Annotated in this window: 9 protein-coding genes; 1 reads left to right on the top strand and 8 read right to left on the bottom strand. The window is 35.3% G+C overall.

Annotation, left to right across the window (positions count from 1 at the left end; genetic code table 11):
• Positions 1 to 45 precede the first annotated feature (45 nt).
• The gene (locus ABJ955_RS06985; protein ID WP_347373879.1) at positions 46 to 627 is read right to left on the bottom strand and encodes a cytochrome c oxidase subunit 3; all 582 of its coding nucleotides are present in this window, start codon (positions 625 to 627) and stop codon (positions 46 to 48) included.
• A 42-nt stretch (positions 628 to 669) separates the two neighbouring features.
• A complete protein-coding gene (gene cyoE, locus ABJ955_RS06980; RefSeq protein WP_347373878.1) occupies positions 670 to 1,566 on the bottom strand; it encodes a heme o synthase in 897 nt (298 codons plus the stop codon).
• A 125-nt stretch (positions 1,567 to 1,691) separates the two neighbouring features.
• Here cyoE and ABJ955_RS06975 point away from each other — a divergent pair, with 125 nt between their 5' ends.
• Positions 1,692 to 2,663 (top strand): MBL fold metallo-hydrolase, encoded by a 972-nt coding sequence (locus tag ABJ955_RS06975; RefSeq protein ID WP_347373877.1) that lies wholly within the window; start codon positions 1,692 to 1,694, stop codon positions 2,661 to 2,663.
• A 54-nt stretch (positions 2,664 to 2,717) separates the two neighbouring features.
• Here the strand turns inward: ABJ955_RS06975 and ABJ955_RS06970 are convergent, their stop codons facing one another.
• From ABJ955_RS06970 to ruvA, 6 genes are all read right to left on the bottom strand, one after another.
• On the bottom strand, positions 2,718 to 4,808 hold the full coding sequence (locus ABJ955_RS06970) for a gliding motility protein RemB (RefSeq protein ID WP_347373876.1): 2,091 nt from the start codon (positions 4,806 to 4,808) through the stop codon (positions 2,718 to 2,720).
• A gap of 111 nt (positions 4,809 to 4,919) precedes the next feature.
• Positions 4,920 to 5,696 (bottom strand): energy transducer TonB, encoded by a 777-nt coding sequence (locus tag ABJ955_RS06965; protein ID WP_347373875.1) that lies wholly within the window; start codon positions 5,694 to 5,696, stop codon positions 4,920 to 4,922.
• 118 nt (positions 5,697 to 5,814) lie between these two features.
• Positions 5,815 to 6,537 (bottom strand): energy transducer TonB, encoded by a 723-nt coding sequence (locus ABJ955_RS06960; protein ID WP_347373874.1) that lies wholly within the window; start codon positions 6,535 to 6,537, stop codon positions 5,815 to 5,817.
• A gap of 434 nt (positions 6,538 to 6,971) precedes the next feature.
• On the bottom strand, positions 6,972 to 7,349 hold the full coding sequence (gene gcvH, locus ABJ955_RS06955) for a glycine cleavage system protein GcvH (protein WP_347373873.1): 378 nt from the start codon (positions 7,347 to 7,349) through the stop codon (positions 6,972 to 6,974).
• 23 nt (positions 7,350 to 7,372) lie between these two features.
• Entirely contained in the window at positions 7,373 to 14,638 is a 7,266-nt protein-coding gene (gene sprA, locus ABJ955_RS06950) for a cell surface protein SprA (protein WP_347373872.1), read from the bottom strand.
• Between the two features lie 3 nt (positions 14,639 to 14,641).
• The gene (gene ruvA, locus ABJ955_RS06945; RefSeq protein ID WP_347373871.1) at positions 14,642 to 15,223 is read right to left on the bottom strand and encodes a Holliday junction branch migration protein RuvA; all 582 of its coding nucleotides are present in this window, start codon (positions 15,221 to 15,223) and stop codon (positions 14,642 to 14,644) included.
• Positions 15,224 to 15,232: the final 9 nt, after the last annotated feature.

Here is a 15,232-nt window from a genome sequence, read left to right as displayed (position 1 = left end):
AAAAAGAAATTGGTTTTAAATAAGGTTCAAAAATACGTTTAATTTTTATTTAACGAAATATAAAAATAAAAACAGATAAATCCAGACGAAGTCAACGAAATGCCAAAAAGTTGCAGCCAGTTCAACGCCAAGGGTTTTACCGTTTTCATATTTTAGTTTATAATGATTATAAATTACAACCAAAAGGGATATTAGCCCTGCAAAAACGTGTGCTACGTGCAATAAAACGACCAAATATATAAATGATGTTGTAATACTACTTGTTGGCCCAGTAAAATTATACCCGTTTTGAATGATTTCAGAAAATCCTTCAAATTGAAAAAACACAAACAAAACTCCCATTATAAATGTGGAAATTAACAGAAGCATTCCAAGTCTATTTTTTTGCTTTCTAATGCTCAACAAGGCAAAATGCACGGTCAAACTACTACAAATTATCAGCGCAAGGCTTATATAAAATGCCTGCGGAATCTCAAAAGTAGTTAGCCAGTCTGGACGCTCTTTACTTACTACATATGCACTTGTTAAGCCCGCAAAACTCATTGTTAAACTAATAAGTCCAAACCAAAGCATATTCTTTTTTGCTCTGTTTACTTTTATTTGCTCACTCCCTTGGGTTAAATCCATTCTTTTTAATTGTTAAATGGCATATTGAATGCCTGTAGGCTTTTAATATCTTAAAAATTTATCTGCCACATAAATTATCTGCAACAGTGTTATATAACTTACACTTGCCAGCATTAATTCTTTAGCCGTTTTTGATGTTTTCTCTTTATAAAGTCGAATTGCATAATAAATTAGTCCCATTCCTAACATACCAATTAAAACACCTGAAATTGGGCTTAGATATAATTTTCCAGTAATTCCAAGAACAGGTATCAACGACGCTAGAACTGTCCAAATTGTATATAAAACCACCTGAATTGCGGTGCCTTTATCTCTTTTTCCATTGGGAAGCATAAAGAATCCCCCTTTTTTATAATCATCAAAAAGAAACCAACCGATAGCCCAAAAATGTGGGAACTGCCAAAAAAACTGAATCATAAATAAGGTTCCAGGTTCAATACCAAATTTTCCTGTAGCAGCCACCCAGCCTAGCATAAAAGGAATAGCTCCTGGAAAGGCACCAACAAAAACAGAAAGTGGCGTTTTGGTTTTTAAAGGAGTATATAGACTAACATACATAAAAATAGAAATAGCCCCAAACATTGCGGTAATCGGATTGATGGCATAGAGCACGGCAATCCCTATAATAGTAAGAATGCTAGCAAGAATAAAAGCAGCCTGAACACGCATTTGCCCTGCAGGTAACGGTCTATTTTTGGTGCGATCCATTAATGCATCTAGATCTCGCTCAATAATTTGATTGTACACATTTGAAGCACCAACCATACAATACCCCCCTACACATAATAAGAAAAGTATGTAAAAATCGACAGCATCAGTTCCTAATAAATAGCCTGCCACAGAAGAAAACACCACACTCACTGAAAGCCTCAGCTTTGTTATCTCAGTAAAATTCTTTACTATAGAATTAGTAATAGAGTGTGATTGTGTAACGGACAATATCTTTAATTTTTAGCGATGCAAAGATACGCTTCCTTAATTTTTTCAGCAATATATTATCAACAATCTTATGCTTTTATTTCAGCATTTTTAGTAATTTCAACCATTATTCAAATCAAAAAAACATGGCGTCCAAACTTTTTTTTAGCACAATTTTTATATTATTTTCATTAACAGCTATCGCTCAGACAGATACGGGTGAAAAAACACATTTAAAAATAATTAAGGTCAAAAACAATATCCATATGCTTCAAGGTAAAGGTGGAAATATTGGGCTAAGTATTGGTAAAGACGGTATTTTTATGATAGACGATCAGTATGCCGATGGCATTGAACAAGTTCAAAACGAAATTAAAAAAATCAGCGACAAACCTATCCGTTTATTGATTAATACGCATTTTCATGGAGATCACACTGGAGGAAACTCGGCGATGGCTGATAGTGGAACCATCATTTTTTCCCAAGAGAATGTTCGTAATCGTTTGTTAAATATAATACAGGAAGAGAAGAAAAAGGTACAAGCAAACACCCTTCCAATGGTGACTTTTTCTGAAGATTTAACTTTTAATTTCAACGGTGAAAAAATTTATGTTTTTCACATCCACAATGCCCATACTGATGGAGACGCCATGGTTTATTTTACAAATAGTAATGTACTCCACACTGGAGATGTTTTTTTTAATGGCAAATATCCTTATATAGACACTAAAAATGGAGGAAGTATTTTAGGATATATTGCAGCTATAGAAAAAGCAATGATGGTTATTAATGAGGATACAAAAATAATACCCGGACACGGAAACATAGGCACCTTTAAAGATCTTCAAAAAACCACTTTAATGCTTTCAAATATTTATAAAAAAGTTTCTGCCCTCTACATCACTAAAAAAACCGAAGAAGATATTTTAAATATGCCTGAATTAACCAAAGAATACGACGAACAAGGTTATGGTGCTGGCTTTATAGATAGGGATGCGTTTTTAAAAATGGTTTATGCAGAAGTTGCAAAATCACGTAAGTCAATTGAAGTTAATGAAGAGAATAACAAAAAAGCCCGTGAAAAACTTAGGGATCAAATGAAAGAAAAAAAAGAGTAACAATTTATCTTACTTCAGAAGAAAAATGACTTGTTTGAAGGCAAGAACTTCTTCTTAAAAATCGTAGTACCAATTAAACAAATCGGTGCGAATGCCAAAATTCACCCAAGAGGTTTGATTTTCAAATACTGTTTCGGTATTTATTTTAGGCTCAAAATTTCTATAAATAAAACTTCCATATATTTTTAAGTTTGTAGCTGGGTTTATAACATAGCCTGCTTGAAGCTCCGCATGGAAAAAATCAGTAGTATTACCTTGCGCCAACTCATTTCCGTTTTCGGAAACACGATCGTTTTCTGTACCATAAATATCTCCTCCATAAAAACTAGCATCTTCTTCTGTATTAAACTCAAAGCCACGTTTTGCAGAAATAAGCTTTAAATCGCCATAAATTCTTCCCTTTTGGTATCGCGCAATGGCAATAAACTCAGAAAAATTAGCCCCAAGTGTATGAGCCATAGATTGATTATTATGACCATAATTTAAAACAATAGAGTTATGCGAATAAGTATATGGCCGCACTCTATTGTATTCTGTTTGCAAATAGAGGTTTTTTAAACCGAACGCATCGTAATACTTTAAGCCCAACTGATATCCTGTTTTATTTTTATAACTCCCTGCTCCTCCAAATACGTCACTAGTAGAAAATTCATCTATAATAAGCTGACCGTAAATATTTACACGATCATTAATTTTATATTTCCCACTAATACCCATTAATGCATTCCCACTGCGAGACCCTGTAGAAAACTCTATCGCACGATAAAAAATAATTGGATTTAAATAGTTAACATCAAAACCGCGATCATTATCACTTTGCCATATTACAGATTCAAAGAAACCTAAATTAAGTCGCTTTGTAATATTATAACTTAAATAATGGGTCGCCATATATTTTGTTCGATACGCACGATCTACCGTTGCCTCTGGTCGCACATCACGAAGTGACATCCATGTATTAGTGTATTTTAACTTCCAAAAAGTAGTATTCATTTTAAGGAAAGGATATGGACTGGCATTATCACTAAACAACAAAGAGCGATACCCATCACCAATAAATGTTTTTCCATGCCCAAGCTGAAGGTTAAAAAATTTAGAAGGAGTATATGAAATATGACCCGTAGCTACCGGATAATCGTATGAATCTGATCTAAATCTTTTTGCTATTCCGTGGCCAGGAATTATCGCCGGATTACCTCCAGCAGGCAAAATAGATTCAGCATATCTATTAAAATAATCAGCAAATCGCCCTTGGCTTTCATAAATAACTCCAAAAAAATTAAGATGCTTACCAATACCGCCCTGGGTGTATACCAAACGAGTATTATTATAAGTATCAATAGCCGCGTCTATATCTTTTCCAGCCTGCAGATCGACTCCCGCATCAAATGTTAACCAATAGTCTTTACCTTTAACTGTAACAAGATGTTCATTCCAAAATTTTCGCCCGAACCAAGACGTTTTATTTTTTAGAAGTTCTTTCTCCGCAGCTTCAAAATCATAATATTTATTTACCTCTGAATATATATATGGCTTTTGTGCGGTATGATTATTTAAACCAACTTTATTTAATGCTGGATCAAAAAGACTATAATTATGGTGTGAAAGCGGAATATTTATATTGCTTCTATATTCCTCATTAGTATATGGCAAATTTACAATTGCATCAAATTCATCTGCCAAAGCCTCTCTTTCATTTTCTGTTAAACCAGCCGTAGAATGCACAATACTTTCTCCTGGAGCCACAAGTGGAATTGTTATAGGAAACGAAAATTGCACATATGCCGGAGAACCATTAAAAGTTGCTGGCTCCACTTCCGGAAGTGATTCAAAAACCCGTTTTGCTTCTTCTTTTAATTCGCTATATATTGCGTCTATGTATAATACTTTAAACCTACCTTCTTTTGTAACTTCAAAAAGCACATTTACATTTCCTTTATAATTTTCTGTAAAAACTTTTTCAGGAACTTTAAAATTTTCATAAATAAATTGGTGTAATGTATCTTTAAAACAATCTTCCAATAAATCAACCGTCACAGTTTTACATTCCTCAAAAACAGGATATTTTTCATATTGCGCTAAAGAAGTTTGCCCAAAAGACACTCCCGAAATACTACATATAAAAAAGAAGAAAAAATACTTCATTTGCTAGTTTAATCAATTAAAGGCGAAAGATACAGATTTTTTACAATGGCTGGATTTAAAAAAAGCTCCCGTTAAATAAAAGGGAGCTTTTCTATGGATAAAAGAGGTAATTTATTGAATTTTAAAAACAATAGGAACAGTATATAAAACAGCTACATTTTTATCTCCTTGTTTCCCGGGTCTCATGTTTGGAAGGCCAGCAATTACTCGTTGCGCTTCGTTTTTTAATTTCATATCGTGTGAGTTTGCCATAACATCCGTTACATATCCATTCGCATCGATTTTAAAGTTAACATACACCCTATGAGTCTCATTTGACTGTAGGTTTTCAAGCAATTCTGTTCTAAAATTTTTATTTATAAAGGAATTAATTTTTGAAGACATACATTCTATTTTCTCAGCGTTTGTACCTAACATTTCACATCCTGGAAACACAGGAACAAACTCTACGCTATTTAAAGATTTTGGACCCTCTGGCTTATCTACAACAGGAAGGCTAATTGGTATCGTTGGGCTTTCAATTACTGGCGCATCAGTTGGTAAAACTGGAGTTTCAATATCTGTAGAACTGTTTGGTTTTACAACAAACTCATTGCTTTTCACTATTTTTTGTACAGGTTGCTTTGGCTTAACCTTTACTTTTTCTGCTTGTGGTTTAGGCATGTCAACATCCAAAACATATGTAATCATCGGCGGTTCGGTTATCCCTTTAGCGGTTGTATTTTTTACCACCATGGTTTTCTTCTCAAAATCCATTTGCATTACAAAAAATACAAATAGTAAACTAACTATTATACCTAATTGAAAAAACAAACGTGAATTCCATTTGATGTTTATCTGTTTTTTTTCGGCTCTTTTTGTGCTGGCATTTTTTGTGTTTGCTTTCATAATAAATGGTTTTAAAAGATTAATACATCTTATTAATTACAACTGTTATGCCAAAACAGAAAAGTCCCGTCTTTGCTGGGCAAAGACGGGACTTTTATAATAATATTTCTATGTTTATCTACTGAATATCAAACACGATAGGAAGTGAATAAAGTACCCCAACTGGTTTACCTCTTTGTTTCCCTGGCGTCATATTTGGAAGTGATTGTACAACACTCATCGCTTCTTTTTCAAGTCTTGGGTGCGGTGCACGTGCACGAACATCTACAACTCTTCCGCTTTTATCAATTTTAAATTGAACGGCAATACGCTGTCTTCCTTCTAAGCCTAAGTCTGAAGCTAAGTTAGTATCAAACTTTTTGTTAATGAATGCACTAATTTTTGAAGACATGCATTTCTTTTTTGCGTCGTTTCCTTTTTCGCTTTCACAACCTGGATAGATTGGCACATTTTCGATAACTGCGAAAGGTACATCAGCAATTTCTTCTTCAACAACTTCTTCTCTAATCTCCTTTACTTCAACAATTTTCTCATCTTGTTTCGCTTCCGTAGATTCTATTATAGTTTCCTCCTCTTCATCTTCGTCTTCCATAACCTCAATTACTTCAGGTGCTGGTGGTGGTGGTGGTGGCGGTGGTGGTGGCGTTAATTGTTGTGTGATTGGAATTTCTTCTTCCAATTCATCGCCTAAGTCTAGTTTTCCGTAGTCGCTATCGGATTTATCATACGATTTCCATTCAATTGCTTGCCATGCAAGAAAAAGCATTACAACCATTCCAAGTTGGAAAAAAAGCATACTTCTACGACTAACGTCTGCTTTCGGATTTTTTTTGGGTTCCATAATAGTGTGTTTAACGTGTTGCTAAAATATAGAAATTATCATTCAATTTAAAACTTAATTGAAATTTTCAAGATTTTAATTTTTTTTTAATGCTATTGAAAAAAAATATTCCAAATAATGAGCCTGTTAAGTTTGCAAGTACATCAAAAACATCTGCACTTCGAGAAACGGTTAACAGTCCTTGCAATATCTCAACTATTATGCCATAAGCCAGAATTGTAAGAAGAAGCATTAAAACCAATTTATATGTAAATTGGAAATTATTTCTCACATAAAAATATAACATCCATAAATTTATCAGGATAAAATAAACCAAACAATGAACTATTTTATCTGTATCTGAAAATTCTATTTTTGGTATTTCTGGGCTTGGAATAAAAAATAGGGTTGTTATAGCACAGCTGTATAATACGGCAATAAGCAAGAGGGGTTTACTACCCAATAAGCGCTTTATAAGCAGCATCGTCCAATAATTCAGCTATTTCATCTGGGTTTGAAATCTTTATTTTAATCATCCAGCCTTCCCCGTATGCATCGGTATTTACTTTTTCAGGTTCCGATTCTAAGGAATCATTAAATTCAATAATTTCACCAGAGAGTGGTAAAAAAAGATCTGAAACGGTTTTTACAGCTTCTACAGTTCCAAACACTTCTTCTTTATCCATTGTATCGCCAACGGTTTCAACTTCTACATAAACAATATCGCCAAGCTCACTTTGAGCAAAATCGGTTACACCAATAGTAGCAATATCGCCTTCAACCTTAATCCATTCGTGGTCTTTTGTATACTTTAGGTTAGATGGTACATTCATAATAAATAATATATAAGTTTTTTTTAGTTTCCAAAGTTATAGCGAAGTGTAAATCCACTTCTAATTGTTGTTTGTGGGAACGCTGTTGAAATAGCGTACTCAGAGAAGGTATGGTCGTAATAGAACAAAGCTGTAAGGTTTTTACTCAATGCATAATCAATGGACAATTGAGCGCCATAGATTGTTTGACCAGCCGTTGTTTGGTTATTTTGAATATCCAAATACCTAATAATTGTTACATTATCTCTTCTAGAAAGATCTACTTTAAAGTTTAAATCGCTAGTAATAACAGATTTTTTACCGCCAAAGTTTGTTGCAATGCGCAGGTCTTTAATTCTATACCCAAGACCAATAATGTATTCGTTCCCTTTTATTTCAGTAAGTAAATTATTCGCGAAACTTAACGATAACGCGCGGTCTTTTCGCATCTCCGCTAGGATTTTTACTGAATTTTTCATTTCAAAATCCATGCGCAACAAAGGAGAAAACTGTTCTGTTAGGTTTACATTTGTAAGCAAGGTTTTTGCCTTAAAGTTTCCAGATTGGTCGGTAGCTTCTGGGTTATTTTCATCGTAATCTAAATTAGATTGAAACTGATTAACCGTATAGCTCGCTCTATAACCATGGGTAAGTGAAAAACGTTTGAAGTTTTTCTTAAACCAAGCAATATTCATCAATCCAGTATATTTTACATCCCAGTTTGGAAGTGGAATATCTCTAAATATTCCTGTTTTTTCTTTTGAAGCGTTGCTACCTTTATATGCAGCAAGGAAAGATGGCAATAATACATCTTGACTATTTCTTCCAAAACCTACAGGGAAACCATCATCTGTTCGGTTAAAAGCTCTACCTTGATAATATTCTTCAGCCAATCTATTTGCAATGGTTAATCTATTGCTTCTAAATTCGTCAAATGCCTCAGAACCAATTTCATTACTAGCCCCAAATGCTGTTTTAATCAATACTGTTGAAATATTGAAGTTTCCAAAAGTATTTGGAGTTAATGAGTTATAAAGCCCATCATTAACAATAAAGTTTTCAGCATAGTTTTCAGAATAAATTCTGCTTCCATTAATGTCTATGGTTAAATCATTTATTGGCTCCAAATTAGCTTGAATATCCATCTGTCTGCTTTCAACTTCTGTATATTGTTCGTTGAATTCTGGGTATAATGTTAGCCACCCTTTTTTCGCAGCCATTTCTCTAATCTCTGCTTGACTACCAAATATGAAACCTGTGGTTGGTTTAAGTGTTCCAATAAAACCAATAGAAGGCAAATAACCTGGCAAGTAAATACCATTATTTTCTTGATAGTTGAATTGTATTTTCTTTAGCATTGTTGCCAAACCAATAACAGAATTTAGTGCTTTATCGCCAGCATTCAAGCCTCCCCCAGTTCCACCTGCTCCTCCAGCAGCTCCTCTACCAAGTACACTCGGCGCACTACTTTTTCCATTTGAAAGCGAATTCTTTTCATCACCACCAGATTTACTATCGCCACCGTCGCCACCAGCTGATTTTCTTGACGCTCTACTGGTTTTAATTTTTGTAAGCCCTACATAACGATAAAACCCATTCATATCTATAGACGAATTGATTTGATGCGTACTCCCGTTCTGAATAGAATTACCCAAATTGTAAGTGTTTGTCGTACCATCACTTAACTGGATAGGCAAATTAGTAAATTGATCACTTCCTGCCTGCCATTGATAATCTCCTGTATAAGAATAGGTAGCTCTAATAAATTTCAAGAATGGGAATTTATTAAAAGGCAAGTCATAATTTACTTGTAAAGATTGCACGTGTTGGTTAGGATCTCCTAAATCAAAGAAGCCATCCCAGACACCAATTTCATTATTAACAATACCGCCTTCGTCTACATAATTATTTACAATTCTATTATTTGAAGACGTAAAATTAAAACGAAGCGATTTGGTTAAATTGTGATTAATTGTATACTGCCAATCGAATAAATAATTTCGTTGATACAATCTTGGAAGCCCAATATTATCATCAAGCAAATCAATCTCTCTAAACTTTTGCTCGTTGTATTGACGTGTAATATTTGAGGTTACAGAAACATTGGTCGGCAAATAATTAAAGTTGAAATCTTTAAGAAATTGCCAGTACTTGCCTGTAAATAACGAATCATTTTTCTTAAAAGGTTCTACAGGCTTTGCTGTAAAATTGTGATTATACGTGGCGCCAGCACGCACATTTTGCTCTAATGCATCTTCTACTTCAAAATCGTGATGATCTGTTTGATTGTAGGAGAAGGAAGCCGTAAGGTTTTCAACATCGTAAAACTGAGGTTTGCTGTCGCCCGTACGTTCTTTACGCACCCCGATAAAGTTTACACTCTGACGTTTAGTATAATCTACAGCTTGCTCCTTTATTCTATCTTTTTCTTCTTGATCGTCCGTATTATCTATTCTCGAATCCAATTCAATATCTTGGAATTCTGGATCGTATTGCGGCGTAATCAACTCTTCTGAACGGCCATAATTAAATGGTAATTGCACACCCCATTTCTTAGGCATTAACTGCCCAAGATTTAAGTTAGTAACAACATCATATTGTTGTAGGTCTTCTCTACTTCTTTGGTTTGGTCCTTGTTCAAGAGAACCGAAACCTACAGTGCTTTTTCTTCCAGTAGCGCTAATGGTAGCAAAATCTGCAATATTTGCATCCATACTAACAACCGCTGCCCAACCACCTTGGTTTTGAAGTTCAGACATTCTAAGTTCGTTAAACCAAACTTCCCCACATAAATCGTTCGTTGTGCTATTTCTAACACCCAACATTATTGTACGGACATTTCCAAAACTTGGATTACCTTTTATACCAATTCGTAGTTCATTTTCGCCATTTGTGCTTCCACCATCAAGCTCAGATTGGTTGAAAAAGTTAACAATAGTTTGGTCAAATGCTGGATCACCAAGCACTTTCGTTTTAATTTGTTGAAGTAATTCTAAAGGTAAATTCAATCTATTTGCCAGTGGCCAAATTTCCTCTGCGCTTCGTGCTCCAAAATTAGTTGGATTCAACGGAATTTGAACTTCATAATAGTTATTGGTAAGGTCATTTCCTAAACGCATAAACGCTACCAATTGCCCATCTGAAAGTGCTGTTTCGTTTTCTAAAGATTCTGCGTGAATAAACATTTCCAGATTTTTATACTGGCGCATATCCACATTAAAGTTTTTATATACCGCACGCCCGTCATTTGGCTCTAAACCACATACTCTTAATGAAAGTGATTGTTCGTTTTCGCGGATAATATTGTTGTTGTTGTTAAGCTCTTCACGCTGAAGTCCTGGAGGCAATACGTATGGAATTGGCTGACGGTTTTCGTTTTCTTCAATGCTTACAGCTTGAACTTCAAAAACGGTATCGTCGTTAGAGGGGTCTTCAAAAGTAACTTCATCTAATGTTTTATCAAATCTTCTATAATCCCCACGAACCAATTCTAAAGTACCAAAACGAAGCACTGTGTTTTGAGAAAATTCAGAAAGGAACATACGCATAAAGCGAATAGAACGGAAATCTGAAATTCCATTTAAAGCTTGATCTGGTTTACTTACCGGGATTTTAAATTGCACCCAACGCACAGGAATCACACTGTTATCTTGTGTGGTTACATCGAGCGTTTTTACATCAGTAACATATTTATTATTTACAGTCTCTAATTGCCCACCTACGTTTTTAAACGGAATGTTATATTCAAAATAGCTGTTTATCGTGTTCATTGTATTGTCACGATTTATGTCTTCTACATCAGGCTGAGCAGTACTTCCACGATTTGTATTCGTAACTTCTGATGGTGAGTTTCCTTGTGTACCGTTGTATTTTAAATACCTATTAAGAATATTCCCTTCAGCATCCAGAAAATATTGATAGTTATCATTTGCAGGATCAGGCAAGCCTCCAAAAGCACTTCTCAAAGCTGTATTTGGGCTGCTTGGATTTTTAGGATCTACTAATTCATCCAAATCATTTAACCCATCCAGACCAATATCTTGATTCGTGCGTTCATCCCCTTCGGTATCAAAAGTATAAACTAAAGATTGGCTTGAAGGTGTTACCGCCATTGAAGAAGAAAGCGTATTCGCTTTGCTTCCGTCTCTTGGCAATCCGTTTTCATATTGTTTTCTACCGTCTTTTAGGATATCTTCTGAAATACTACCGAGGTTAAAATTTAACATTCCCCCAGGGTTGGAAGTATTTTCATCATAAATAAAAGGATCCATCACCCAGAATTGAATGTATTCTACATTCGATTTTTCAAAATCTGTTGTGGTAATCGGTCTCATTATTCCTCCAAAACGATCTTGCGGATTTGGAAGTTCATTAGTTCCTTGAGCAGCAGGATTAAAGTTGTATTCACCACGTTGTGAAGGATAATACGCCAAGTCTAATGTAAATAAGGCTTGTGTTTGTCCTTGAATTATATCTTGCTGTGGAAAAATTTCATCTCTAAAAACACGTCGTGTAAAAGGAGAAGAAAGGTCTTGATCGTTTATACCATCAGGACGTTGACTGCTATAGAAAATCGGATCGATACTGTACCATGCCAATTTTGCGCGATTATAGTTGTAAGCGAGGTCTTCATTAGCTAAATCACCTCCATAACCTAGAGGCGTACTTGCTAAAGACCAACTTAACGGTGCACTAATATCGTTTCCTGTTTGTGAAGCTTCAAAATCGTCGACATATACTGTTGTTTTTCCATCGAAATCTGAGACTTTTGGCGCGCCAGGTTTCAAATAAGCAAACTCACCACGTAAGGAGATATTTGATTCTACATCGGTATCAATATTTGGCAAGTGGTTTACCATTCTAGTAAGGAATGGAACTTCGGTAGAATAATTTAAATTAATACCAAAAATACTGTTGTTTATTGGCTCAACACCATAGGATGATTTTTGTGTTAACGGACGCTCGTTAAGGTTTAAGTAGGTTGCCCCTACAAGAAACTTATCACTAAATTTATGCTCTACATTCAAACCTGTGAATCGCTTGCTTTGCTGCCCAAAAAGTGAATTATTTTCAGTACTTACAGAAATAGGAATATTACTATTTAATAGGGTTGGGTCTAAAATTTGAACTCTTCCTAATTGATAATTTACGGTATAATCAACCCCTTCAACTAAGGTTCGTCCACCAGCCGTAACGGTAACAGACCCTTGCGGAATATTGAATGCCCCAATTGGGATGCCATCTGCTCCAGTAGATTTGTAGCTTCCTTTTAATTGGAATTTATTTTTTTCACTTTCCTGCTGTTCTGCTTGTGTTTTGGTGCCTGTATAAAGTGTTCTAAAAACGTATTTATCTTGGTTGGCGTTGTAGGTGTCAGGCATCGAGTAGGTAGCCGGAACCGAAGGAACATTTAACTTCTCAAATAAATGCTCTCCAAATGGTTCAACTGTTGTAAAAATAATTCGACCGTTTTGAGCATCTACAGTTATTCCTGAAAGAAAATCAAAGAAACCATCACCTCCTTGTACCGGATCATTATTAAAGTTTAATCGATCAAGATTAAATACCTTTAAAAGAATTTGATTTTTCACATCCTCAGGAAGTTCTGCTGCTGGGTGACCTACTGTTCCTTGCGCTTCCTTTATATAGTTAAGCGGTGAAGGATCTGTATAAAGTATATTAAGTTTAAAATCTTCTTTTTCTAATTGGTACGCTCCAATTGGATAGATGTTTTTCATCATTAAATCCCAATTTGGTTCTTCAACACTTGTAATGCTGCTCTTAAGCATTTTTACCACAAGGTTTTGTGCAATACCGCCTTGTTCATCACCTGGATTTGTTCCAGTTCCTGTATTTTGAACACCTCCATTTGCCTCAACCCCATCATTAGAAAATTCACCAACTTGGTATACCTTTCCGTTAACAGTAAATTGATACGAAACCGCCAATACTTCATCATTTGTTAAACGTTGGTTTAACGATATATAACCTAGCTGTGAATTAAGTGAGTATTCACCAGCATCTAGCCTACGCGCATTTTCTAGGGTTACATAGTCTTTTCCTTCACTAACTTGAACACCTGTAAAACCTTGGCCTACAGTTGCTACATCACGAATTGCTGAGTTTAGCAAAGTTTGAGCACCGCCATTAATTCCAAAAGGATTAAAATCGTTATTTCCATTATCGGGATAAGCATTTCTTGGTGCATTAATAAATCCGCCAGGAGGGAATTTCAAACCAATATTTGTAGGGTCAGACTCCCCAATATCTTGCAATGCTACAATGTTCCGTACATTTTCAGTTCTACTTGTACGGTTGGTAATCCAAACTTCCATTCGAGTAATCTGCACATTACTGTTAATGAAAGGATATTGCTTTAATACACGATCGTAATTATCTCTAAAGTAATGCCCTAAGAAAAAGTGACGATTATCATCATAGTCTAAGGCAAAAAGCTCAAAATCTGTAATGGTTGCACCTCCTTCAGCAGTAACGGTTCTGGTTTCCGATTTTTGTTCAGAAAAAACCCCTGTAATCGTAGTTTTACCAAATTGAAGTTGTGTTTTTACACCAAAAAGGCTTTGTGCCCCTTGAATCAAGGTGCTGTTCAGTGGCATACTTACGTTACCAACTTCAATTTTCTGGATAATATCGTCTTCTGTTGGTGTGTATTCTAACTTAATTTGATTTTGAAAATCGAAGGTGCTTTCGGTATCGTAGTTTGCAGTAACCTGAAGTCTTGTTCCTACTTTTGCCAGAAGGCTTAAGCTAATTCGTTGATCAAAATCAAAAGAAAAATTACTTCTGTTTCGCGGTGAAAAAGCTGGGTTGTCTTGTTTTGTATAAAGCAAACCAAGGTCCATCTCAACGGAACCTTGTGGTATTACTTCAATTGTATTTCCCCCAAAAACTGATTCAAAGAAATTTGAATTGACATAAAATGTAGGGAGTAAATTTTTCTGTTCTTCTTCAGACCCATCTTTACGCCCATCTGCAGCATCTATTTTCTTTTTGAAATAAGCCTTCATCTCCTCCTCTTGGATTAATTGTTGGTATTCCTGAGGTGTAAGAATAATGGGATACGTAATATTGAAATTCCCGAGGGTTTGCGTATAGATATATCTATCTGTTATAGGGTCGTAAGAATACAAATCCTGAATGCTTCTAGGATTGGGAAGGTCCATTCTTCCCATTTCATTCCCTACAGCGGTGGAGTCTTGCGCCAGCGAGCTATTGCTGACCAAGATTAAACTTACTATTGCTAAAAGCTTGAAAAAGCCACTCTTGTAAACGTAATTTTTTGCCTTCAAATTTTACAAATTTTTTAAAGCTTGTTTAATGATCATTTCTACAGACGCTTGCGGGTTATCCTTGACAATGGCCTCTACCACTTTTTCAGATTGTTTGCGAACAAAACCTAAGGTCTCCAAAGCAGATAACGCTTCATTTTTGTTCGTATTGCTTGTTCCTGTAGAAATAGACGACAAACCGTACACTTTTAAAATCTTATCTTTTAAATCCAAAACCACACGCTGCGCAGTTTTGGCACCTATTCCTTTTACTGATTGGATTGTTGGTAGGTCGTTAGTTGCAATGGCATCTAGCACTTGTTCTGGCGCTAAAGACGATAACATTGTTCTTGCAATGCTGGCTCCAACTCCAGAAACGCTAATCAACAATCTAAATATTTCACGTTCCGCAACGCTAGAAAAACCATACAAAATATGGGCATCTTCACGAACCAGCAAATGAGTAAACAATTTAACATTTTCACCGGCGGGGAGTTCGGAAAATGTATGCAACGAAATATTGATAAAGTACCCTACTCCATTACAATCTATTACTACATCTGTTGGGTTTTTTTCAACTAGTCTGCCCTGTATATGGGTTATCATATGTTAACG

The sequence above is a fragment of the Aequorivita sp. Q41 genome (assembly GCF_039831855.1).
In the GTDB taxonomy this organism is placed as follows: Bacteria; Bacteroidota; Bacteroidia; order Flavobacteriales; family Flavobacteriaceae; genus Aequorivita.
The sequence above is the reverse complement of the archived record's forward strand: the minus strand, read 5'-3'. Positions and strand labels throughout refer to the sequence as shown.